This window comes from Methylicorpusculum oleiharenae (assembly GCF_009828925.2).
GTDB classification, from domain to species: Bacteria; Pseudomonadota; Gammaproteobacteria; order Methylococcales; family Methylomonadaceae; genus Methylicorpusculum; species Methylicorpusculum oleiharenae.
In genome coordinates, this window is sequence record NZ_WUTY02000001.1 from 225,324 (window position 1) to 249,900 (window position 24,577).

23 protein-coding genes are annotated in these 24,577 nt (G+C 47.1%); 7 read left to right on the forward strand and 16 right to left on the reverse strand.

The features are described 5' to 3' along the window. The first annotated feature begins 60 nt into the window (after positions 1-60). On the forward strand, positions 61-645 hold the full coding sequence (locus GO003_RS01095; protein WP_159652325.1) for an IMPACT family protein: 585 nt from the start codon (positions 61-63) through the stop codon (positions 643-645). Between the two features lie 112 nt (positions 646-757). Here the strand turns inward: GO003_RS01095 and GO003_RS01100 are convergent, their stop codons facing one another. Beyond that, a complete protein-coding gene (locus GO003_RS01100; protein WP_159652324.1) occupies positions 758-1,771 on the reverse strand; it encodes a tryptophan--tRNA ligase in 1,014 nt (337 codons plus the stop codon). 244 nt (positions 1,772-2,015) lie between these two features. Between GO003_RS01100 and GO003_RS01105 the strand changes: the two genes are divergently transcribed. The 3 genes from GO003_RS01105 to GO003_RS01115 are packed head-to-tail and all read left to right on the forward strand — an operon-like array spanning position 2,016 to position 3,228. Then, positions 2,016-2,315 carry a PilZ domain-containing protein gene (locus GO003_RS01105; protein WP_159652323.1) on the forward strand — a complete coding sequence of 100 codons (300 nt, stop codon included), beginning with the start codon at positions 2,016-2,018 and terminating at the stop codon, positions 2,313-2,315. Between the two features lie 43 nt (positions 2,316-2,358). After that, positions 2,359-2,763, forward strand: a complete 405-nt coding sequence (locus tag GO003_RS01110) for a 6-pyruvoyl trahydropterin synthase family protein (RefSeq protein ID WP_159652322.1) — start codon at positions 2,359-2,361, stop codon at positions 2,761-2,763. Positions 2,764-2,772: 9 nt separating this feature from the next. Continuing rightward, on the forward strand, positions 2,773-3,228 hold the full coding sequence (locus GO003_RS01115) for a DUF1249 domain-containing protein (RefSeq protein ID WP_159652321.1): 456 nt from the start codon (positions 2,773-2,775) through the stop codon (positions 3,226-3,228). Between the two features lie 8 nt (positions 3,229-3,236). On the opposite strand, the gene recQ is transcribed toward GO003_RS01115, so the two are convergent. Next, positions 3,237-5,363: a DNA helicase RecQ gene (gene recQ / locus GO003_RS01120; protein WP_159652320.1), complete on the reverse strand. Its 2,127-nt coding sequence runs from the start codon at positions 5,361-5,363 to the stop codon at positions 3,237-3,239. Between the two features lie 99 nt (positions 5,364-5,462). Between recQ and gshA the strand changes: the two genes are divergently transcribed. From gshA to GO003_RS01135, 3 genes are all read left to right on the forward strand, one after another. Next, positions 5,463-7,049, forward strand: coding sequence for a glutamate--cysteine ligase (gene gshA / locus GO003_RS01125; RefSeq protein ID WP_159652319.1), 1,587 nt, complete (start codon positions 5,463-5,465; stop codon positions 7,047-7,049). 32 nt (positions 7,050-7,081) lie between these two features. Further along, positions 7,082-7,804, forward strand: coding sequence for a phosphoadenylyl-sulfate reductase (locus GO003_RS01130; RefSeq protein WP_159652318.1), 723 nt, complete (start codon positions 7,082-7,084; stop codon positions 7,802-7,804). A 351-nt stretch (positions 7,805-8,155) separates the two neighbouring features. Continuing rightward, positions 8,156-8,656: a YkgJ family cysteine cluster protein gene (locus tag GO003_RS01135; protein WP_159652317.1), complete on the forward strand. Its 501-nt coding sequence runs from the start codon at positions 8,156-8,158 to the stop codon at positions 8,654-8,656. Positions 8,657-8,680: 24 nt separating this feature from the next. Here GO003_RS01135 and GO003_RS01140 read toward each other — a convergent pair whose 3' ends face one another. From GO003_RS01140 to pilQ, 14 genes are all read right to left on the reverse strand, one after another. Continuing rightward, positions 8,681-11,035 (reverse strand): penicillin acylase family protein, encoded by a 2,355-nt coding sequence (locus tag GO003_RS01140; RefSeq protein ID WP_231088764.1) that lies wholly within the window; start codon positions 11,033-11,035, stop codon positions 8,681-8,683. Between the two features lie 31 nt (positions 11,036-11,066). Then, entirely contained in the window at positions 11,067-11,786 is a 720-nt protein-coding gene (locus GO003_RS01145) for a DUF3387 domain-containing protein (protein ID WP_231088765.1), read from the reverse strand. Then, on the reverse strand, positions 11,744-12,922 hold the full coding sequence (locus GO003_RS01150; protein ID WP_159652315.1) for a restriction endonuclease subunit S: 1,179 nt from the start codon (positions 12,920-12,922) through the stop codon (positions 11,744-11,746). Before GO003_RS01150 ends, GO003_RS01145 begins: the two co-directional genes overlap by 43 nt. A 134-nt stretch (positions 12,923-13,056) precedes the next feature. Continuing rightward, positions 13,057-13,488, reverse strand: a complete 432-nt coding sequence (locus GO003_RS01155) for a type II toxin-antitoxin system VapC family toxin (RefSeq protein WP_159652313.1) — start codon at positions 13,486-13,488, stop codon at positions 13,057-13,059. A 2-nt stretch (positions 13,489-13,490) separates the two neighbouring features. Further along, on the reverse strand, positions 13,491-13,739 hold the full coding sequence (locus GO003_RS01160) for a hypothetical protein (RefSeq protein WP_159652311.1): 249 nt from the start codon (positions 13,737-13,739) through the stop codon (positions 13,491-13,493). Between the two features lie 55 nt (positions 13,740-13,794). After that, the gene (locus GO003_RS01165) at positions 13,795-15,270 is read right to left on the reverse strand and encodes a type I restriction-modification system subunit M (protein WP_159652309.1); all 1,476 of its coding nucleotides are present in this window, start codon (positions 15,268-15,270) and stop codon (positions 13,795-13,797) included. A gap of 148 nt (positions 15,271-15,418) precedes the next feature. Next, positions 15,419-16,531, reverse strand: a complete 1,113-nt coding sequence (gene ald, locus GO003_RS01170) for an alanine dehydrogenase (protein ID WP_159652307.1) — start codon at positions 16,529-16,531, stop codon at positions 15,419-15,421. Between the two features lie 329 nt (positions 16,532-16,860). Then, positions 16,861-17,310, reverse strand: a complete 450-nt coding sequence (locus GO003_RS01175; RefSeq protein ID WP_331001617.1) for a DUF411 domain-containing protein — start codon at positions 17,308-17,310, stop codon at positions 16,861-16,863. A gap of 149 nt (positions 17,311-17,459) precedes the next feature. Further along, a complete protein-coding gene (locus tag GO003_RS01180; RefSeq protein ID WP_206444574.1) occupies positions 17,460-17,882 on the reverse strand; it encodes a secondary thiamine-phosphate synthase enzyme YjbQ in 423 nt (140 codons plus the stop codon). 30 nt (positions 17,883-17,912) lie between these two features. Further along, positions 17,913-18,986: a uroporphyrinogen decarboxylase gene (gene hemE / locus GO003_RS01185; protein ID WP_159652303.1), complete on the reverse strand. Its 1,074-nt coding sequence runs from the start codon at positions 18,984-18,986 to the stop codon at positions 17,913-17,915. Positions 18,987-19,079: 93 nt separating this feature from the next. Then, positions 19,080-20,612 carry an AAA family ATPase gene (locus GO003_RS01190; protein ID WP_159652301.1) on the reverse strand — a complete coding sequence of 511 codons (1,533 nt, stop codon included), beginning with the start codon at positions 20,610-20,612 and terminating at the stop codon, positions 19,080-19,082. Beyond that, positions 20,599-21,681 carry a 3-dehydroquinate synthase gene (aroB, locus tag GO003_RS01195; protein WP_159652299.1) on the reverse strand — a complete coding sequence of 361 codons (1,083 nt, stop codon included), beginning with the start codon at positions 21,679-21,681 and terminating at the stop codon, positions 20,599-20,601. The genes GO003_RS01190 and aroB overlap by 14 nt, the downstream gene beginning before the upstream one ends. Beyond that, positions 21,678-22,199: a shikimate kinase AroK gene (gene aroK / locus GO003_RS01200; RefSeq protein WP_159652297.1), complete on the reverse strand. Its 522-nt coding sequence runs from the start codon at positions 22,197-22,199 to the stop codon at positions 21,678-21,680. The genes aroB and aroK overlap by 4 nt, the downstream gene beginning before the upstream one ends. Positions 22,200-22,268: 69 nt before the next feature. Then, positions 22,269-24,566, reverse strand: a complete 2,298-nt coding sequence (gene pilQ / locus GO003_RS01205; protein WP_159652295.1) for a type IV pilus secretin PilQ — start codon at positions 24,564-24,566, stop codon at positions 22,269-22,271. Between the last annotated feature and the right edge of the window lie 11 nt (positions 24,567-24,577).

Sequence of the window (24,577 nt, forward strand, 5' to 3'; positions counted from 1 at the left end):
CAAAATCAACGGTTTGAGCGCAGTGTTATCATGCCGCAAATATAAAGAAATGAGTCACCCATGTATTGTGTGAATACCGGACAAACGGTTGAAGAAACGCTAAAAAAATCACGATTTATCGGTGTTGTGTCGCCCTGCGCCGATGAACAGGAAGCCTTACTCATTATAAAAGGTCTTCATGAGTCGCATCCCGATGCCAGCCACATTGTCTTTGCCTACCGAATTTTAACGCAGGAAGGAATGGTCTGCCGGTTTTTCGATGCGGGCGAACCCTCAGGAACGGCGGGAAAACCGATTTTTCAGCATTTACAGGGAAAGGATCTGGTTAACGTGGTGGTTGCCGTCATCCGCTACTTTGGCGGCGTGAAACTGGGCGCAGGCGGATTGACGCGTGCCTATGGGAATGTCGCCAAAAAAGCCATCGAAGCAACCGAGATTATTGAGTATGTTGTCTTTGAGAGGGTAAAACTCACGCTGGATTATAATCAGTTGCAACAGTTTGAATATCAGCTCAATAAACTGAACGGCAGAATTGTTGATCAACAATTTTCAGGGCAGATTGCCTTGTTGGCCGAACTGCCTGCAGACAATAAATCGCTGCTGATTGAACATTACCCTCAGTGTGATTCAGTCGAATCCCACTGAGGCGTTGATGGGATAAGTTAAAAATAGGGTAACGATTCAGCGTTGCAACAAAACAAAAGTGATGCACCGGGTAGGTTGCGGTTGGCGATAGCCAACCCAACCTACGAATAAGTTAAGCGGTGATTTTCGATATGCCTACCGCTTTTCGCAACTCTTTCATGAAGGGTACAGAGACGGCCCTCGCTTTTTCAGCACCCTCCTGGAGTTGTTCTTCAATGTGATGCGGCGCCTGTAACAAGGCTTCATAGCGTTCGCGCGAAGGTGCAATATGTTCGTTGATATATTCGAACAGTACCGATTTCATTTCCCCCCAGCCTATGCCCTCAGCATAACGCTGGCGGATCACCCCAACTTCCTGCGCCGATGCAAAAGCCTGATAGATGCCGAACAGTGTGCAGGTATCGGGATCTTTAGGTTCGCCTGGCTCCAGGGAATTCGTTTTGATTTTATTGATTAATTTTTTTAACTTTTTTTCGGGCTCAAACAACGGAATCGTATTGTTATAACTCTTACTCATCTTACGGCCGTCCATACCGGCCAAAGTCGCTGCATTTTCGCTGGTGACCGCTTCTGGAATCACGAAATGCTCGCCGTAGATATGATTGAAACGTCCGGCAATATCCCGGGCCATCTCAATATGCTGAATCTGATCTTTACCGACCGGAACCTTGTGTGCATTAAACATTAAAATATCAGCGGCCATTAAAATCGGGTAGCTGAACAAGCCCATCGTGATGCCTTTATCGGGATCGTTTTCACCGCTTTGCTCGTTTTCGGCGACAGCCGCTTTGTAGGCGTGTGCCCGGTTCATAAAGCCTTTAGATGTAACGCAGGTCAATAGCCAGGTCAATTCCATGATTTCCGGCACATCGGACTGGCGATAAAATACGGCATTTGAGGTATCCAACCCTAACGCCAGCCATGTCGCAGCAATCTCCAGGCTGGATTGCCTTACACGTTCAGGCTCCTGACATTTAATCAGCGCGTGATAATCGGCAAGAAAATAAAATGGGCTAACATTAGGATCTTTACTGGCTGAAATTGCAGGCCTGATCGCACCCACATAGTTGCCCAAGTGGGGTGTGCCGGTAGTGGTAATGCCGGTCAATACTGTCGCTTTAGTCATTCGTTTAACCTAATCATACGGGGAAAGGCAGGATTCAGGGGGCTAGATATTACATCATTTTTTATCAATTGCCAGAGCAAAGTCTTTTTTGCCCGAATATTGATGCAATACAGCTGTAATCAATTCCCGAAAGTCATTATATTTGATCAATACAGCCTTTTTTTATAGTAAACTCTGGTGCTATGGTCTATATAAAATGCTTTGAAATAAGCGGCAAGCCAGGCAAAAATTAAAGAGGATTTCTATGCTGGAATATGATGAAAAACGAAATTACATCCGTATGAACGTCGATTGCGAGCTGAGCTACAGACTTGCCGATTCGGCTGAAATAAAAACGGGTAACTGTACTTCAATCAGTGGATCAGGCGTTTCTTTTATCGCTGACACTGCATTTGAGCCCGGTAAGGCGATGGAAGTTAACATCATGCCCAAAAATTCAGTAACACCTCCGATGACGGCATTTATTGAGGTGGTCAGAAACACACTTCAAGACGATGGCCGCTTTGAAATAGCCGCCACCATCAAAAGCATCAAAGGCACTTGATCAACATTCACTTAATACAAAACGGACAGTGTACCCATCGAATATGCACATCATTACCAAAGAAGTTTATTTTTGTTACGGTCACCGTCTGATGAACCATCCCGGAAAATGCCGTAACTTACATGGTCATAGCGTAAAAGCTTCCATATCTATCAAACGGGATCAGCTCAATGATCAGGGTATGGTTTGCGATTTCTCCGATATAAAAGACTGTGTCGAGTCGTTTATTGATGAGCAACTCGATCATAATTTTCTTCTTCATAAAGACGATCCCATCATTCCGCTTCTTGAACAAAACCAGGAAAGGTTTCTCGCTTTAGACGAACACCCCACTGCCGAAATACTCAGTAAAATGATATATCGCTATATTAAAAGTGCAGGTTTTGATATTGATCAAGTGGTGTTGTGGGAAACTGCCAGCGCTTATGCGTGTTACCGGGAAGATTAATAAAAAACCATGGGCTACGTTAACCCTATCAACAAAGCGGCTTGTCTGGAATTATTGTGCGAATCGAATTATAAGAAACTGATAAAACTTATACCCGAGCTGCTCAAAATTAACGTAACTGCGGTTGGCATCTCACCTGAACGGCCGGATTTAACCTTGTCTATCATCGAGCGATCCCACTACACGTTGACGATAAAGCTGAGCCATCGGTTCAGTTATGCGACTGACTACCCCATCACACCGGACGTGACCATTCGAATGTATAAAGACGCCCAGCTTGCCGAAGTGCTGAACGATTGCGATCGATCCGAAGTTTACCGAGTCTATAAAGACCCGGCCCAAATCACCGAGATACTCAATTACAAATGGCGATTGAATTATTTTTTGGAAAAATGGCTGGATCACTGTCTGACAACCGTTTACACGTTTAAGGATGAGAACCAAACCAGCAGCGCGCTCAGTTAAACAAAATCCTAACCGATTTTATGATAAAACGCCGCCCGGATGCAGCGTATAATGCCGTAACTGTATTGCCCGTCAAAGAAATCAAACACCGGTTTTAAGGCATTTTTTTGCTCCTCCGGTAAATTCATGATGACATCCTCAATGCTTTGAATCTGGGCTTGCGATAATTCGACAACCTCCGCCAGCTCAGCCAGGCCCAGTTCAAGCGCTCTGGAAAGATGGCTGTATACCGTATCCATCGTCAATGAACGTTGCTCTGCAATCTGCTGAACCTTATAACCCAGCCGGAACAAATCCAGCGTTTTTGCAACTGTATCGCTGTCTTGCGCAGCCGCACTCCAGGTTTTAATAACAGCAATAAATTTGTCACCGTATAAATCCAGCTTTCTCTGCCCTACCCCCGAAAGTGCAATAAAATGGGCGTGAGTCAGCGGCTTTTTTTCCAGCATTTCGTTTAATGTGGCATCACCAAAGATCATATAAGGCGGAACATCCTGGGCTTCGGCAAGTTCCCGCCGTAGTGCACGAAGCGCTTCCCATAATGAGGAATTTTTCTGATTGTCTTTATTAACCCTGTCCGCTCGGCCGGACTGCTTCTTATTGGTGAATAGCACATCTTTTCTTAACATGAGATTCTGTTCGCCACGCAGAATCGGCCTGCATGCCTCGGTTAATTTGAGCGCCCCGTGGGCCGTAAAATCAACGGCAACCAAGCCTCTTGCCACCAATTGCCTGAACACCGACCGCCACTGCTTTTCGTCAATGGTTTTACCTATGCCAAAGGTCGACTGTTTGTCATGACCGAAGCTCTTTAAACGTTCGGAGGAGCGCCCCATCAGCACATCGATCAGATAATTGACGCCAAACCGTTGTCCGGTCCGGTAAATACAGGACAAGGCCTGCTGAGCTACCAGCGATCCATCCCAGGTTTCAACCGGTTCCAGGCAGGTATCACAGTTGCCACAGGCGGTTTCCAGCTGTTCACCAAAATACCCTAACAAGGCCTGTCTGCGGCAACTGACCTGCTCGCACAGCGCCAGCATCGCATCCAGTTTGTGGTATTCGATACGCTTATGGCTTTCATCGGCATTTGAACCGGCCAGCAATTGCTGCAACATGATGACATCCTGCAGGCCATAGGCCATCCAGGCATTTGCGGGTAATCCGTCCCGGCCAGCCCGTCCCGTTTCCTGATAATAAGCTTCAATACTCTTGGGCAAATCCAAGTGCGCGACAAAACGGACATTCGGCTTGTCTATCCCCATGCCAAACGCAATCGTTGCAACAATCACCAGGCCCTCTTCCATCAAAAAGCGGTGTTGATGTTTTTTTCTAACCGCGTTGTCCAGGCCGGCATGATAGGGCAAGGCGGTGATGCCTCTTTCCTGAAGCCAATGGGCCGTCTCTTCGACTTTCTTGCGCGACAAGCAATAGACGATACCGGCATCACCGGAATGTTCGGTTTGAATGAAATCGAATAACTGCTCTCTGGGCTTTTGTTTTTGGACAATGCGATACCGGATATTGGGCCGGTCAAACCCGCTGATATAGATATTGGCCTGCTCCAGACCCAGACGGTGAATAATTTCCTGCCGGGTTTTTTCATCCGCTGTGGCTGTCAGCGCAATTCGCGGCACACGCGGAAAATTTTCCTGCAAAATGGAAAGCTGAAGATAATCCACCCGGAAATCATGACCCCATTGAGAAACGCAATGCGCTTCGTCAATCGCAAACAAGGCAATTTCAAGCTGATTCAGCAAAGACAAGGTTCTCGGCGATTTCAAACGTTCCGGCGCGATATACAACAGATCCAATTGGCCTTTGCGCAATTGCTGCTCGGTTGAATTGACTTCATCAGCAGTCATGGACGAATTAAGATAAGCCGCTTTTACGCCGAGTTGATGCATCGCACTCACCTGGTCTTGCATCAGCGCAATCAGGGGCGATATCACGATACCCACACCGGACTTGACGATGGCGGGAACCTGGAAACACAGCGACTTCCCACCCCCGGTTGGCATCAAAACCAGTACATCCTTTCCCAGCAATAAATCTTCTATGATGGCCTGTTGATGGCCTCTATAGCTACTGTAGCCAAAAACAGTTTTTAAAACTTCTAGGGCTTTGCCCGGCATAATAGAAACATCCTGATTTTCGATAATATTTCTTCAATCTGGTTAAACCTTTATAATGCACCGATTATATCAGGACTGAAGGGCCCCATCGCCCACCTTATGACCAATTTAAACTATAAACTACCTAAACGGCTTGAACTGCTTCTTGACAACAATGGCCAGGACTTAATCAGCGGCGGCCTGAAGGGGATAGAAAAAGAAAGCTTACGAATTTCTGCCGATGGCGTCATCGCTCATACTGCGCATCCGAAAGCGCTGGGAGCAGCACTGACGCATCCGCATATCACCACCGATTATTCCGAAGCGCTGCTTGAGTTTATTACACCGCCTTTTGCAGATACCAAAGATACGCTGGATTATCTGAATAACATACACCAGTACGTCTATGACCAGGTCAAAGGAGAAATGCTGCTGGCAGCAAGCATGCCCTGCGGTATTGATGGCGACGAAAGTGTCCCGATAGCCGAGTACGGGACGTCCAACATCGGAAAGATGAAACATATTTACCGCACCGGTCTTTGGCATCGTTACGGCCGGACCATGCAGGCAATTGCTGGCATCCATTACAATTATTCATTGCCCACCGCTCTGCTTAAAAAACTGCACAAACTGGAAAAAAGCCCGTTATCGCTGGAAGATTACACCGCGGCGGCCTATTTTGACCTGATTCGCAACATCCAGCGTCAAGGCTGGTTGATTTTATACCTGTTCGGCGCCTCTCCGGCCATTTGTAAAAAATTCTTTAAAAGCCGTCCGCATCTGATGGATCAATTTGAAGAATTTGATCAATACACGCTTTATCATCCTTATGCCACTTCGCTTCGCATGAGCGATATCGGTTACAAAAGCAAGAACCAGGCAAACCTGCACATCGATTACAACTCGTTATCCGGCTATGTTGAGAGTTTAAGCCAGGCCATATCAACGCCGTTTCCTGATTATGAAAAAATCGGAGTCAAAGTTGATGGCCAATACCGGCAGTTGAACAGCAATCTGCTGCAAATTGAAAATGAGTTTTACAGCATCGTCCGCCCCAAACAAATTGCGTTTTCCGGCGAAAAGCCAACACTTGCATTAAAACGCCGCGGCGTTCGCTACATTGAACTGAGATCGCTGGATCTCGACTTGTTCAGCCCCATAGGGATAAAACCGGAAACCGCCTATTTCGTAGAAGCGTTTCTTATCACCTGTTTCTTCCAGAAAAGCCCACCCTTATCTCAGGAAGATCACCGCACCAACAACCAGAACCAGTTAAAAGTTGCCAATCACGGCCGCAAACGAGGCCTGGAACTGGAACAGGATGGCGAGGAAATGCCCCTGGATGACTGGGCTGACCAAATTTTTGCCGCAATGGAACCTATCTGTCAGTTGCTTGATGCCGATCAAAAAGCATCGCCATACAGGGACGCGCTAAAAAAGATGCAGGAAACCGTTCAGGATCAGGAATTGACGCCTTCCGCCAAAATTCTGGAGCAAATGACCGATCATAAAGAAGCGTTTGCCTGTTTCGCAATTCGCGCCTCGGCGGAACATGAAAAACACTTCCGCAAGCATCATCTTGATCCCAAACTGACCCATACCTTCAATGAAATGGCCAGCCAATCATTGGCCAAACAAAGAGAACTGGAACAAAAAGATCAAATTCCTTTCGATGATTTTCTGGCTCACTATTTTGCCCAGAAATAACCCCCTCTCACTCACCGCATATTTGATAAAGCATGACCGCATTCGACATTGAAGAGGCCCAAACTGAATTACATCAGGCCAATCCGCGTAAAATTCTTAAAAAGGCGCTTGAAAGCTTTGACACTATTGCCATTTCATTCAGCGGAGCCGAAGACGTGGTGCTGATCGATATGGCCAAGCGGATCAGAGACGATATCAAAGTATTCAGCCTGGATACTGGCCGCCTGCACCCTGAAACTTATCGGTTTATCGAAAAAGTGCGGCTTCACTACCGCATTGAAATTGAACTGATAACGCCTGATTACACTGTGCTGGACCCCTTCGTCAAAAGCAAAGGGCTGTTCAGCTTTTATGAAGACGGCCATAAGGAATGTTGCGGCATCAGAAAAGTTGAACCCTTAAGAAAAAAACTGGCCCACCTGGATGCCTGGATAACCGGCCAACGCAAGGATCAAAGCACGGATACACGGCAAGATTTACCGGAAGTTCAAATCGACAGCGCCTTTTCGACGCCGGATCATTCGCTGATAAAGTTTAACCCGCTGTCGAATTGGACCTCAGCTAAAGTGTGGGATCACATAGAAGCTTATGATGTACCTTATAACGCCCTGCATGAACGCGGCTTTACCAGCATCGGCTGCGAACCCTGCACACGCCCTGTCCTGCCGAACCAACACGAACGCGAAGGCCGCTGGTGGTGGGAAGCCTCTCACAAAAAAGAATGTGGACTGCATGTAGATAATATTAAAAGCTGAGGTGACGATGCTGGTAGCCCGCTTAGGTTAGATTGCATGCTTTTCGTAACCCAACAGAAATTAAATGCTTCGCTTCTTGGGTTACGCTCTCCAAGCTAACTCAACCCAGCCTGTGAATAACCGTAACTACTCTCGCCCCCTTGAAATAGGGGGTGTAGATGATTGATTGAAAAGGCTTCTGCATCAGGGATGTTGCAGAGAGCTACAGGGACGTATTAATGCGTCCTTTGAAATCAGGCACCTACACCGAATAAAACGGGAAGGGGTGAGCAGATACGCATCACCATCGTTTTGTTGTTCAGCTGAATCATCACAGTTTTTTTACATCACGGTAAAAGGCCTTCTATCAAAATGAATACGCTCACCCAACTTCATGCTGAGATCGAAGCACGCGTCAGCGTCATCCGTGACGAGAATCCCGATTGGCTATGCCGCCGGGGTTGTGACGGCTGTTGCCGGCGGCTTGCCGAAATACCCCGGCTCACTGCGGAAGAATGGAATTGGCTTCGGTCGGGGTTGGCCGTGTTGCCGCAAGAGTTGCTACGGGAAATCGGCCAGCAGATCGCTGCGCTGATCGGGGAGTCATCACGTCCCATCGTCTGCCCGCTGCTGGACCAGGAAGCTGGAGCTTGCAGGGTCTACGCGCACCGCCCGGTAGCTTGCCGAACTTACGGATTTTATGTCCAGCGTGACTTGGGGCTTTACTGTAAGGAGATCGAATCACGCGTGGAAAATGGCGCTTGGGCCGATGTGGTATGGGGCAACCAGGACGCTGTCGACCACCGCATGGGCGATACCCGCGAATTGACCGAGTGGTTTGCACGTTGGCAGGATGCAGAAAGCATGGATTAAACCGGCACTATCCTGTGATCCCTCTCACTGGGGCAAAAACGACAAATGATAAGGCTTGGTAGTTGATTGTAAAGGTGCATCAATGCCCTTCTGCCAGAACCTCTGCTGATCTCGATAATGGGGCGACAAGGGATGCCCAGATTGGCCTCCCGGCATATGAAAAATTGCGTTTTCCGGGTGCGCAGGCGATAGCACCAGCCTTTCGCTGGCGCCATGAGCGGTATCTAAAACTTTGACGCAGACGCTCGCACATCCATCGATTTCAAAGGGTGGCATATCCAGTACGTTACCCAAAAAGGAGGCTGACTTGCTAAAAGGATGCTGTAAGCTGACGGAACGCGTCTGTCCCCAAGTCAATTGCGTCAGACTAATTTCCGGGTATTGCTGATGCAATGCGCGGCTGGTTTGACGCATGATATCGATGATCATCTGCGGCCAATCATCATGATAACGGGTATTCAACACCCCTTGTGGACGCTCAATTAACAACTGCCGTAACGGTGTCTCCATTTCCCTCCAGGCGTAACGGAAATCGGGATCATAGACACGACAGGCCGCCACCACTTTCGCAAATACTTCCTGCGCTAACCGGTTCCTGAATTCCGCTAAAAAAGCAGCGCCAATGCTACCGGACTGCATGCGGCCATCCCAAGCGTGAAGCGCTGCTTCGACGTCTTGTAATTCGGCATCTTTAGTTCCCAGCCCCTGCAGTGCGTTCAGCGCCAGTTGTTGATAGAAATCCAAAACCCCGCTGCGATTATCCAATTGGACAGCCAACAGATCCTGTTCCGTGAGCCCCTGACGATCGCGTAATAATTCGGCAATACGAAAAGCGCGATACCCCAGAGCCCAATTATGACCAATGACGTAAGGATACTCCCTGCCTAAGGTGCGGTTATTGGCCGTTACAATAAATCCTTCGGGGGGATCCAGTAACCGCGGCAGTTCCTCCGGAGGAATATAACCCTGCCAAGCCAAATGACCATCGGCCCAGGAACGGCTGGCTAAACCGTCAAAGCCGATCCGCCTTGGAAAACGTCCCATGTAGGTCCAGCCGATATGGCCTTCCTTGTCGGCAATCACCACATTTTGAGGCGGACCACCCGTGTTATTCATAGCCGTTATCGCCTGTTGGGTAGTTTTTACGTTATCCATATCCAGCAGCCCCAAATCCACTGCATGCCGTTCTAATGCAGTCCATTTTATGACGACCGGCCGCCCCAGCAAAGAGCTATCTGAAACCGGTCCCCAGACGGTGTCTTGCAAGGTTATTTCAATATCGGCCGCATCTTTAACCTTAATTGTTTCAGTGTGCTGACCAAATTCTTGCCAGCCTTGCGGGGTGCGGTACGAGTCCGGTTGACCGGGACGGACCTCCAGACTGATCAAATCCACCAAATCAGCAGTCACATTGGTAAATCCCCAGGCCACATCATCATTGCCACCGGCAACAATGCCCGGCACGCCCGGTAATGTGACGCCGAAAAGATGCCGTTGTTGATAGGCCAATTCTGCGCGATACCAAACATTGGGAACACTCAAGCCAAGGTGCATGTCGTTTGCGACAATAGCCCGCCCATCCGCCGTCTTAATGCCAGACACCACCCAATTATTGGAACCTGCCACAACATTCTCAGCATCGACCCGGTGATTGGCCGCATAGCCCTCGGCTTTCGGCAATGCCGCCAGCGCTGCTGCCGGAAGGGTTGGATTAAACCGCCGCGAAACCGGGCCTCCTACCAAAACTGTGGCATAGCTATCGGTATCTGGCGTCAAGAAAGTCAGCAAATCAGAGGGAAGTGCCCGTTCCATCACGCTGACCATGCGTTCGCCCTGTTCCTGACCGTTCAAGGTTTGAAACATACCCAAAACAACCAGAATGCTGTCTTCGGCTTGCCACGGTTCCGGTTGATACTGCAAAACCAGAAATTCCGGAGGTAAAACACGCGCCTGTTCGATATAGGCATTAACGCCTTCGACATACACGTGTAATGCCCGACGTTGCTCAGGCGGCAAATCGTTGACGATTATTCCGGCGGTTCTCGATAACTGATAAGTGCGCTGCTTACGATCCAATTGAGCCGCTGCCGCACCGAAGAGTTCCGCCAAACGGCCGGCACTCTTGCGGCGCATCAGTTCCATTTGAAATAAGCGGTCCCGGGCATGAAGATAGCCCAAGATACGCAGAGCATCCGCTCTGCTATCCGCCGTTATGGAGGGGACACCCAGATCGTCGCCAAGCACAATCCCCCTTGCCACCAAACCAGGCAAGGTTATTTCACCCTCTTCAACCGGCAATGACGCCAGCATCAATCCGACAATACTGCCGCCAGCCACGATTGCCAGGAATAACAGAGACAAAGAAGCGATTCGTATCATTCGCACGGAGTATCCTGGGAACATTTTGAGATTAATAATATTCCTTGATATAAGCATAAGCCCGATCAAACAACGCCTGATCCTTATGCAACTGGTACTTCAACAAGGCCTTGCGCAACGACTTTTGAACTTCCCGTTCACCCGATGTGGAGTGCTGCCAACCAGGGAAACGCACCACCCGTTCGATCGCGTCTATATCTGCGACGATGCGCTCTACTACCGCCGGAGTCTGGTCGGTTTTCAATTTCAGGAATAGCTCAGTCAATGCCGCTTGCGGGGTTTTATCTTGCACGACTTCATCCAATTCCTTTTCAGCCTGAACCGTTTCTTTGGCGATTTTACAAAGCTCTTTGACGAACTCAATCGAGCTGATCAGGCCTTTTTCTGCCTTGTCGCGTAATGCTTCCAACAATTCGCTGAGCTTTATGAATTGCGGCAGGTCGGCATGTTTTTGAAATCGCTTGACCAGCATTTTTTCAAGTTGCTTAATTTTCTTCTGGTCTGGATGATTAAAAATGTCCTTGATGACATCGGCGTCCAGTACATATTCTTCTAAAACATGCACATCACCGACATGGATATTTTCATGAATCAATTGTGTTGTCTGCGCACCTAATGACAGCCACAGCAACTTGACAATATTGTCTGACGCTGGTTTTACAGACTCGTAGACCTGAGCCAACCACTTATAGTCGCTCTGATACAAGTTCAGTAGATTATCAGGGGATAAGGATTCCCATAGCTTTGCCAAATACTTAAAATCGCGAGCAAAGGCATCCTTTTTCTCGTTACTGTTGATGGCGTTCTGCAAGGTAATGGAATGTACATTGAGCTTAGTTCATCTCTATTTACTTTTGGCATTCCAGTCCTATTTTGAAACCTCAGTAATCGACGAGTAAATTTTTCAGTAAGTAAGTAACAGAAAAGAAACTCTTTACTCAAACTTTTATCTTTTGGCCTGAGAGGATAGATATCAGCACTACATAAACCAGTGAAATTAGGATTAGCAACCTTCTTGAAATAAGGCCTTATTTTCGAGTAAATAACATCTTCTTCCGTAAACAAATAATTTCCGCTTGAGATATTCAGCTCTTTTGCAGTTTTAAGTTCGCTGATTTGTCCAGTATTTGGTTCAATACGTTCTGAACCAATTTGGTAGAGTTTTGAGTATTTATCGACCTTTGGATCAACTTGGCCGATTGTTATTTCTACACAATCGAAAAACTTTTTTTCTAACAAATCATTACGTATCAGTCCGCATTTACTAACTTTAAGATTAGTAGTATTTTCATTTTTTAGGGCATCTAGTCCATATGTATAAAGCTTTTCCCTATTTGTATCTCTTAATAATTCAATACTTACTAACAAACTCATTTCTTTTTCAACCACGGCATCCATAGCCCAAAGCAGTTCAGCAAGTTTCGCTTGATGGTCTTTGGGCGGAAGCAGAAACTCCTGATGTTTGAGTGTTCCCCAATTGATCGTCGGCGACAAGGAGCCTACCGAAATATCCACCGCCCGGTGCATGAACGCATCTGAATGCAGAAAAAACGGAAACAACTGCGGATCGATTACCTCGGGATTCGCTCGTAATACCAAGGCATGCGCCGAACAAAAACCATCAATCGTGGCAATGGCGGCCTTGCGTTGATAAGCCCGGCGTCTGCCGAAGATCACATCGCCCGGATAACACCTTAATTTTTGCCCATTAACGTCATCCGGCGACCCGGTGCGTTTAATATGAATGGATTCCGAATCGATATGCTCCAGGCCAATATATACCTTTAAGCCGGTATTATTGGGGTCAACCCGTTCGGAAATGTTCTTGGCGATTTGATCGAATCGATAAGTTTGCCAATTGGATTTATCCAGATTTTTTAAATCCATCTTCCGTGTATCCCTATCATCACTGTACCTGCTGTTGGTTTGTGGCTGCAGACGTTTTCTGTTTTGACACGGTGCCACCGAGGAGAGTCGAAAATAATGTATCCATACGCTAACAATCATTAGATTGTACTGTTTCAAACTTTCAATTCACTCAGCAAACGAATACTTCCCAATTCTTGCGTTTTCGCATAATGGCGTTTATCCGCCGTTACCAAAACCGCATTGTTGCATAAGGCCATGGCATGAAAAATCGCATCGTAAATGGAAGGGTAGCCGCTTTTATCATGGCCGCTGCCGATAATTTGTAGCGCCAGATTCCGTTCATCGTTGGTTAAGGCCCGCATTTGCATTAAATAACGCTGGGCTTCCAATAACTCGACCACGGCATCGATCGGAACTCCGCAGCGTTGCGCGGTATTCACCACTTCCAAATACAGCAAGTCCGGTGCTAACAACATGATTTCTGCAGATGCGGCTTTAATGAAAAGATGTTGCGCCTTATCTCGATCGGCTTCATCCAGATAGAGCTTGTTGAATACCGGACTGTCGATGACATAGCGTTGCATGGTTATTCCTGGCTGGACTCAAGCACTTGTTGTATTCGCCCTTCTCTGACTTCTCGCAAGACATCGACCGAATCCCGATCGATTTTATAGGGCTTGAAATCCAGAATTTTTTTTAATGCTTGTTGTCTATGCCAGTCATCCACCGCTTTTTGTATGGCCTGGCTGATAAAGGCTGCGCGTTCGCCTTTGCCGGTAATATGATCCAATTCGGCTTTCAACTGATCTTCAATGGTAATACTAATTCTTTGCATAGCTTACACCTCCACTACGGGCAAATAGTAATACTCTGCCGGGAAAAATACTACTTTAAGTGAGTGCTGCGAATAATTCGTCCATGCTGTTTTTTAATTCAGCCGATGATTGTGTCCAATTTTGCAGAGCTTCATCCAGCGTGATTTTTTCAGCCGAACTATCGACATTGCTGACATATAGCGACATGTTTAAGCTGGCGTTGCGGCTGAGCACCTCATCGAGATCGACAACCTTACAAAAGCCGTCCTGATCCTGAAACGCTTGATAGGCCTGATAAATACGTTCAATATGCTGAGGCTCCAAGAAAGCAATATTCTTGTCTTGTCTAACTTCCTTGACTGCGTTGATGATTAGCACCTTACCTTTTCTACCGACTTCCTTATTGGTCTTGGTTATCAGCAAACAGGCTTCCATCGGCGAGTTGTAAAACAGGTTTGGCCCTAAGCCGATTACGCATTCCACCAAATCCTGCTCAATCATCTTGCGGCGCATACCGGCTTCCGCATCGCGAAACAGGATGCCATGCGGCCATAAAGAAATGGAGCGGCCATTATCTTTATCCAGGCTTTTATGAATATGTTGCTGAAACGCATAATCGGCGCATCCCTGCGGCGGCGTGCCCCAGAGATTGCGACCATACGGATCACTCTCGAAGGCTTTGCGGTCCCAGGCTTTTATCGAGTATGGCGGGTTGGCGAGGATGACGTTGAAAGTTTTCAGTTCATCGTTTTCCAGGAAGGCCGGATTAGTCAAGGTATTGCCACGCACGATGCTGAATTCCTCGATGCCGTGCATGAACATGTTCATGCGGGCAATGGCGGAAGTGAGCAGATTGATTTCCTGTCCGTACAACTTGAGGGTGCGGCATTCCTTGCCTTCGTCTTTTAAATGCAAAGCACATTCCAGCAACATGCCACCGGTGCCGCAGGCGGGATCATAAATGCTTTCGCCTTCGTGCGGATCGAGGATCAGTCCCAGTAAATGAACCACAGAACGCGGGGTATAAAACTCACCGGCTTTTTTGTTGGTAAGATCGGCAAAGTGCTTGATGAGGTACTCGTAGGCTTGCCCCAGCATATCGGGGTTGACGTTTTCGTTGCCTAACCGATATTGAGAAAAGTGCTCAATCAGATCGATCAACAGTTTGTCGGACAATTTGTTTTTGTTGCTCCACGGGGCATCGCCGAAAATGCCGTAAAGAAACTCTTGGTTGGCTTGCTCTATACCCCGCAGGGCTTTTTCAATTGACAATCCGACATGAGTGGCCGTCTCGCGCACATCATTCCAGTGGCAATCTTGCGGAATATCAAATCGGTGAAATTCCGGCAGCAATGCGTAATCCTCGTCTCCACCGGATTCGACCATAGCTTGGTTGTATTCTTCGTAGTAAACGTCGGAAATACGCTTGAAGAATAGCAAGGGGAAGATGTAGACCTTATGATCCGAAGCATCGACGGGACCTTTGAGAATCCAGGCCGCTTTGGAAAGGTATTGTTCTAGTTGGGAGAGGGTTAGCTTTTTTTCAATCATTGAAAAGACATAGGTCGGGTTAGCTGGTAGAGTACAATCCTAAAAGCGAAGTATTGACCTTCCAAAAGACTGTATGTCGGATTGGCTATCATCAACCGCAAACACACGGTGCATCACTTTCGTTTTGTTGCCCCGTCGAATATATAACCTAAATCAGCTGGTGAAGGTGCTTAAAGCGGCTCTGCAAACCCAAGTCATTGGCTACTTGTTCGCTGGTCAGCTGTCCTTGATAAACCAATATGGCTTTTGAAAAGCCTTTGTCATTTCGGATTAAATTTTGCAATCCGGTTTCTACCAGACTTTTGATATACGGCAAAGTCGCATCAACTAAAGCCAGTGTCGACGTAACGGGATAAGCACCGGGCATATTCGTCACGCAATAATGTGTGACGCCATGTTTGACAAACACCGGCTCAGAATGAGTTGTAGGTTGGGATGTTTCCATGCATCCGCCTTGATCTATGCTCACATCAACAATCACGGAACCCTTGGACATATTTTTCACCATGGCTTCAGTAATAATTTTTGGCGCTTTAGCACCGCGACAAAGGACGGCACCCACCACCAGGTCAGATTGGGCGACTTGTTTTTCAAGCGTTTCTTGCGTTGAAACAATAAAGTCTACTTCCGGCAACATAGAGACTTTTAGCCATTGCATCCAGGCCGTATCAATTCCCGCTACCGTTACTTTAGCGCCAAGACCGCAGGCCGCCTGTGCGGCATGCTGTCCAACTATGCCGTCTCCCACGACCAATACGGTACCGTATTGTTTACCCATAACCGTTCCAAGCTGAACGCCTTTACCCAGATGGGGTTTGGCCAAATAATAAGCCCCAATCAAGGTAGCCATATTGCCGGCTATAGCACTCATAGACGCGAGTATGGGTAATCTTCCCTCCTCGTTTTCCAGGGTTTCATAAGCTATTGCGGTTACTTTAGAGTTTAATAAAGCCTCGGTTAATGCCGAATCGACTCCGGACAAATGAAAAAAGGTAAACAACATTTGCTTATCAAAATACTGATATTCCGACTGCATCGGCTCTTTAACCTTGACAACCAGATCAACGTTCCAAGCCTCTTGAGCAGTCACTAATGTAACACCATTAGATTGGTAGCCTTCATTACTGAATCCGGAGTCCAGACCAGCATCAAACTCAACAAAAACCTGATGACCTTTCTCTATCAACAGTTTTGCAGCTTCGGGTGTCATCGCGACACGGCCTTCTTGTATTTTGATTTCTTTTGGTACACCGATTTTCATTTCATTACCCTCAGTTGCAGATCACTCAACTCACACTTTGGATCTTAAAATTTCGAGTAACTACTCGCCCGTTTGGAATTGGGGTGTAGGTGATTGAAAAGGCTTCTGCAACAGGGATGTTGCAGAGAGCTACCGGGACGTATTTATGCGTCCGTTGAAATCAAACACCAACACCCAATAAAATGGGAGGGGGTGAGCAGATACCATTTCGACTTAAAAGATTTGAATTCATGATACAGGAATTGTGAAAATCGACCGGTACAGAATCGTTGAATGCCTTAACAGATACTTATTTTTTCAATCGTCACCTGGTTGCATAACCGCAAGGCTTATTCGTTTTCGTAGCTGTTATAGATTTGCTGATTATTGTCTTTGTCAAAAGATATGACCTGATAGGGATCTTTCCGCCCACCCATTTCCATACCCGGAGTACCCATAGGCATACCCGGCACACTGATACCGGCAATTCTCGGCTTATCCTTCAACATTTTCTCGATATCGGCGGCAGGCACATGTCCTTCCACCACGTAGCCGTCGATTACCGCCGTGTGACAGGACGCCAGTTGTTTGGGCACGCCCAATTTTGCCTTAACTTGATCCATATCTTCAGTGACAATATCTTTGACTTCGAAGTTATTCTGTTTCAAATGCTCCAGCCATTTGCCGCAGCAGCTGCAAGTTGGGCTTCGATAAACCAAAATTTCTTTAGTATTTTCTGCGATGGCGGACTGGAAAATAATGCTGAGCGGCATTACCAACGCTAAGAGTTTTCTATTCATTTTCATGATTAACCTTGTGCGGTAGGCTGTTGTTGATGACTTCGGTAAGATTCCGTTTTATACCCAAGGTTCACTGGAGGGGTTATAAAAATTAGCCTTAAGTCGGATTAAGACGGATTTATCCCCAGCTCTGAATAACCCGGTTTATCTTAAGCTTGTCCATGCAAAGTGATGATAACTGTTCTGGCTCCGGCATGATCTCTATGTTCATTGAGGTAAACCCCTTGCCAGGTGCCCAACTGAAGCCTGCCGCTGCCGATAGGTACGGTCAATTGGCAACCGATCAGAACCGCTTTAAGATGGGCAGGCATATCGTCAGCTCCTTCAAGCGTATGCTGAAAATATGGCTCGTTCTCCGGCGCAAGCCTTGAGAAATAAGCCTCCATATCCCATCGAACATCCCCATCGGCATTTTCATTTATTGCCAATGAAGCGGACGTATGCTGAATAAACAAATGCAACAAACCCATGCTGATATTGGCTATTTCCGGCACAGCCGAAACAATATCCGAAGTGATCAGATGAAATCCTCGTTTTTTAGGCTGGAGTCTCAGCGTCTTTTGTAACCACATCAGTCAATCATCACATTACACATTAAGGATCTAAACAGCCGGCACATGAAAAGCAGGACTGAATTCATGCACAGCATCAACCATGGCTTTTACATGGTCCGGTGGGACATCGGGTAAAATGCCGTGCCCCAGATTAAACACATGACCAGAACCAGCTCCGTAACCTGCCAAGATAGCTTTAACTTTTTCTCGTATTACTTCAGGGGAAGCATACAAAGAGATGGGATCCATATTCCCTTGCAGTGCAACCTGATTGCCGACACGGGCACGAGCCGCATGAATATCGGTTTGCCAATCCAGACCCAAGGCGTCATAACCGGTTTCGGCCATATCTTCAAGCCATAAACCGCCACCTTTGGTAAACAAGATAGTAGGGATTTTTTGACCCGCCACATCCGTATTTAAATGGGCTAAAACCTGTTTTGCATAGTACAGCGAAAATTCTAAGTAATCTTCGGTGGTCAACATGCCACCCCAGGTATCGAACAGCATCACGGCTTGAGCACCGGCAGCGATTTGGGCATTGAGATACAGCGCCACCGACTGCGCCAGCTTATCCAGCAATTTATGAACCGTTGCAGGCTGTTCATACATAAACGTCTTAATTTTTTGAAAGCTCTTGCTACTTCTGCCTTCGACCATATAAGTTGCCAAAGTCCACGGACTGCCTGAAAATCCGATCAGGGGCACACGGCCTTGCAGCGTCGATCTGATCAAGCGAACCGCATCAATCACATAGCGCAGTTCCTGCTCAGGATCGGGTATCGGCAGTTGGTCAACGTCGGCTGCCGTCTTGATAGGACGTTCAAAAATGGGTCCTTCGCCTTCACTAAAGTACAATCCCAGGCCCATGGCATCGGGGACAGTCAAGATATCGGAGAAAAGAATGGCCGCATCGAATTTGAAACGATCCAAAGGCTGAAGCGTCACTTCACAAGCCAACTCGGGATTGGTACACAGCCCCATAAAGCTACCTGCGCGGTCTCTGACTTGCCGGTATTCTGGCAGGTAACGCCCGGCTTGACGCATCATCCATACCGGCGTTCTGTCTACAGGCTGCCTTAATAAGGCGCGAATAAAAATATCGTTTTGTAATAAAGTCATTTAAGTGGCTATTGGCTTAATAAAATATTTATAACTTTTCAGATCAGGAGCAAGAGCTTTTGCGCTCCACGCTGACTCGTTATAACTTTTTGATCAGGGCTCTTTTCGGGTTTCCGATTGCAAGCCGTTAAAACTGCGAACCCAGGATTGCCGGAGTTCTTTAGGTAACGTTTGAATTGCCTTTTCCGCGGCAGCGGCACTGCTAAAAGCCCCGTAAACCACAATGAACTTTTCTTTACCGCCTATCGTTGTCCGGATATAGCGCAAAGGCTGGGGCAATTTGTTATATTTCTTTACCACTTCTTGGGCCGCCTGAAGGCTGGACAATACCATCACTTGCACTGTATGGCCGCTGGCTTGTTGTGCCTGCACCCAAGACTTGTGATCATTGACAGGTCCGCTTTTTTGATCCGTAGGAGACACCAGTTTATAAGGCAAAGGTTCTTTTTTCTGTTCTGCATCCGGCGTTAGGCTTTTAACCGGTTTAGCCTTAACTGGCTCCGTTAATTTTGGAGGCTCTGCCTGCTGTTCTTTTAACACAATAGGTTTAGGCTGTTCAGCCTGAACCACTTCTGTATTTTCTGGCTCAAATTCGGTTGTTTTATCCTCCAGGGGAGCCGGCTCTTCCTCGCTAACAGCCTGATCTTGCTCTAAGTACCTGCTGGAGATATCCGCCTCTGCAAATTCCTGCTCACCCTGGCTATGCAACGGCTCGGGCACCGCTGTTGTTTCGATGGGGACGGCAACTTGATCAAGCTTTGAGGTATCTTCTGTTTGTTCCGTAAAAGGCAGCGAGATTGAGCTTAGCTCTTCTAATTCTGTTTCTTGCCAGGCAAAATAAATCAAAGCAGCAGCGATTAACAAAACAGCAAATAGAAGACTTGATCTTCTGTGTTTTACCCTTCTTTTTTTGTAATTTGACACATGCGGCAATTCAGCGACAATCAAACCGGGAATGCCGTGTGTTTCACGGTAAAGATCCGCCACCATCGTTTCGGTGATCGCCTGAAAAGGTAAAGCCGCTCCAGGTTTTCCGGATAAATTCTGTAAAAACTCCATGCACTGTTTTTCAGAAAGCGGCGGCAATTCCACAAAATGACAATCCTCTACTACATTGTCCGTAGTGTTTTTTACATAGAGTTCATCTTGGGTCAACGCAAAAACGATTCTTAATGCCGAATTGTCCTCAGCATAATGTGCTAGTCGATTGATCAGCCCCGGCTCCAAGCCGCCTGCTTCGTCTAAAATCAAAACCAGTTTTTGATGCTGTTTTTCCAGTCGCTGAAGTAAAGCGGGCAAACTGAGTGAGTCGGTTTTAACTGTGTTCTGACTAAGAAACTGAGTCAATTGATTCTGTATAGACTCAAAAGTGAGGTGGTTGGCGCTTTTTACATAACAGCATAAACAATCGGCTGTTATTTTTTCAACCAGCCGATTCAGCAACGTTGTTTTACCGATGCCATGCGGTCCGCAGACAATGATAGGCTGCACCAGATTACTGATCAGATGGATCAGTAAATCCAGTTTTTGTGAACGCTCAGTGGTTATGAGTGATTGAGTCGCTTGTTTTGATGACGCAGTCACTGATTGACCAACTTTTGCAGTCAATACCTCATTCTCTGCCATAGGTTTTAAGTGTCATTTCTAATAATTCTTTTTCAACACTAACGGGCAATGTCGCCTCGCCGATTTTTTTTAGCAAAATTAAACGAACCTTACCATCCAGATTTTTTTTATCTACAGCCATCAGCTCGATAAATCGGTCTGAATCCATCGACTCTGGCGGCAGCACCGGAAGATTTGCTTTTTGAAACAAAGCGATAATGCGATCACGCTCGCTTTCTTTTAACCAGCCTAGTCGCACAGATAAGTCAGCGGCTTGACAGGTACCGATAGCAACCGCCTCTCCATGCAGATAATAACCGTAGCCGGACCCTGTTTCTATCGCATGACCAAACGTGTGTCCCAAATTTAATGTTGCTCTTACATCCGCTTCCAGTTCATCGGCAGCAACCACTTCGGCTTTGTTCCGGCACGACCGTTCAATGGCAAACGACAATGCCGGTTTATCCCTGGCCAGCAGCTTGTCAATGTTGTCTTCCAGCCACATAAAAAAATCGGGGTCCCTGATGAGCCCGTATTTGATGACTTCGGCCAATCCGGCAGAAAGCTCTCTGTCGGGCAAGGTATCCAGAACATCCGTATCGATAATGACAGACTGCGGCTGATAAAAAGCCCCAATCATGTTTTTACCCAAGGGATGATTGACTCCGGTTTTACCCCCCACGGAAGAATCGACCTGAGCCAATAACGTAGTCGGAATCTGAATAAAAACAATACCCCGTTGATAACACGCGGCGGCAAAACCACCCATGTCGCCGATAACGCCACCGCCCAACGCGATCAGCGTGGCATTACGACTGAATTTCTTGCTCAGCAGCTGATCAAAAATCCGGTTGAGATAGTCCAGCGTTTTGTATTGCTCGCCATCAGGTAGCACTACCGTCTCAGCCGAGTAGCCCTCCAGATGACTCATCAGTGTCGCAAGATAAAGCGGCGCCACAGTTTCATTGGTCAGTACCAGCACTTGTTGAGCGCGGATATGTTTGCGAACCCAATCGGCTTGATTTAACAAACCTGCTTCAATATAGATGGGGTAACTCCGGTCACCCAAGTCAACCTGTAATGTATTCATTTCAAAGATTCGTATTTATCGAGGATATGCTTGACCACGGTTTTGCTGGACATTATACCGGTATTCACCTGAGTGTCAGCACAGCTGAGATACAACGGCTCACGCAGTTCATATAACTTTTCCAAACGATCCCGGGGATTTTCAGTTTGTAAAAGCGGGCGGTGATTATCACGACGGGTCCGCTCCAGGATTCTCTCTATGGAGCACTGAAGATAAACAACAAATCCGTTCGACTGCAGGCGTTTACGATTTTCCTCACGTAAAATAGCGCCCCCTCCCGTCGCCAGAACAATTCCCTTAAGATCGGTTAACTGATGGATCATTTTTTCCTCGCGATCCCGAAAACCTTCCTCGCCCTCAAATTCAAATATTGTCGGAATATCAACACCTGTCGCCTCTTCAATCGCTTTATCGCTGTCGTAGAAAGGAAACTTTAACGCTCTGGCCAACTGTCTGCCAATTGTCGTTTTACCCGCTCCCATTAGGCCGATTAAATATATATTTTCTGATTTCGCCATGAAGTGAGTCGATTTTTCGGCATTAAAAAAGGGGGCATTATGCCCCCTTTTGGCTCTTAGTAGAAGCAATCAGTTATTAGCTGTATTGGTCTGAACAATTTTGGGCGTTACAAATATCAACAACTCGGATTTGTCATCTTGTGTAACTGTTTTCTTAAACAAAAAACCGATACCCGGCAAATCTGCAAAGAAAGGAATTTTATTGACATTATTTCTTTGCGTGCCTTCAAAAACACCTCCTAATACGACTGTTTCACCATCCATTACATTAACATTGGTTTCAATGCCACGTTTAATGATGGGCGGTTGACCCTCTGTGCCGATTGCTCTGGCAAAATTGGGCTCGTCTTTAGTGATGGTCAACGCCATCAGAATGCTCCCGTTTGGCGTAATTTGAGGCATCACAGCCAATTCTAAAAGCGCTTCTTTGAAGCTGATGTTAGCACCCTGGTTCGCACTGGACGCCTGAAAAGGTACTTCTTGGCCCAAACTGATCTTAGCTTCACAGCGATCAGACGTCATGACTCTGGGGTTGGATAGAATCTCGCCACGCCCTTCATCTTGCAAAGCGGACAATTCCAGATTAAGCACATAATCGGCACCTCTTGCCAACGTCATACCCAAAGCCCCGTAAGGATTGGTCGCACTCAAATCCACCAGCATTTCAGTCACTTGTTGAGCTCCACTGATATCTGACTGGGTGCCTGCGCCACCAACACCAAAATCCGAACCACCTATTGAACCTTGTTTGGCCACGCCGAACCTAACACCCAAATCCCGCGCAAAGGTATTATCGGCAATCACAATGCGCGATTCGATCATGACTTGTTTGACCGGCACATCCAGTTCGCGAATCAGTTTTTTTATTTCAATTATTCGGGCCGCTGTCTCCCGGACAATCAAAGTATTCGTTCTACCGTCAACTACGACAGTGCCTCTTGGTGACATCAAGGAAAATTTATCATCCAGACCGCCGGATCGCCCCTGACTGCCTTGTCCACCTTGTCCCCCTTGAGCAGATTGCCCACCTTGCAATTGAGCACCCGCTTGACCTTGCCCGCCGCCTTGCTGAGCTGTCGTTGTTGAAGCACTGGTCACACCGCAAACACCCAATGAACCGGCATTGCGTCCATAGAGTAAATTGCTAAGATTTTCTGCACGCGCATAGTTAATTTTAATGTACTCCGTTTGCAAGGGCTCCAGTTGCTCAACCACTCGCTCGGTTTCACGTTGTTTTTCCTTGTAATCCTTGATCTTACCGACCGGCGCTATCAGGGTCACGTTGCCGGATTGGTATTTTTCCAGCCCCTTGGTCATCATGATAAAAGCCAAAGCTTCATCCCAGGGAACATCATCGAGTTTTAATGTCACCATACCGACCACATCATCACCCGCTACTACATTTTGTCCGGTAAATTCGGCAAGTAACGTAATGACACTGCGAATATCGATGTCCTGAAAGTTCAGTGACAAGCGATCACCGACAAAACGGTCTTTTTGACTGTCCCGCACATCTTTTTCAGCCTGAGTCAACGGCCTGAATTCGACGGTCAACAAACCTTCGGATTGAAACAGCGAATACTCGTAAAGCGGATTTTGTAACTCCACCGTCATGGTGGTTTCTTGAAGCGAGTAAACCGTGTCTATGTATTTGACTGGCGTAGCGAACTCGGACACGTCCAAACGCTTGGACAAATTAGGTGGCAATGTGGTGTTGACAAAACTTAACACGACCTTACCCCCTATTTCCTTAGTGTTCACCATCGTATTGGGTTTATTTAAAGACACGAGTATCCTGCCTTCGCCTTTATCCCCACGTCTGAAGTCAACGCCTTTGATATCCTGTTCCGGCATCAGCTCTGCGACCACCGATTTACGATCTGCGCCAATCGCCGCCGGAAGAAATGAAGCTTGGGGCAAAACCGGAGCGGCTACTTCTGCCGCCTGATTTAAGGTAAGGAAAAAAAGATTTCCTTCAGTCCTCGTTTCATAAGGGACTGACGACAACAGGTTCACTACGACTCGCACCCTGTCTCCGGATTCGGCGACATAGACGCTATCTGCGGCATCCTGATTGATGGGAAATTTCTTTTGTGCCAGCGCACTTTTTACACCGCTAAAGTCGAGAGCAATACGAGCAGGGTTCTCGGTATGAAAAATGCGAGGCTCAATAACCGGACCATCCATTTCAATCTGCAATTGCAGCGCCCCTCCAGCACTTTTGGTAAAGTCCAGTGATTTGATTTGACGCGTTTCGGCCAAACTGCCGACAGAGTAGCCAAGTATCAGTAACGTACTTAATAAAACCGTGCTCCATGAGAGCTGAGAAAATATTTTCACTGTAATACCGTTATTCTTAGTAATCATTGTGTTATTCC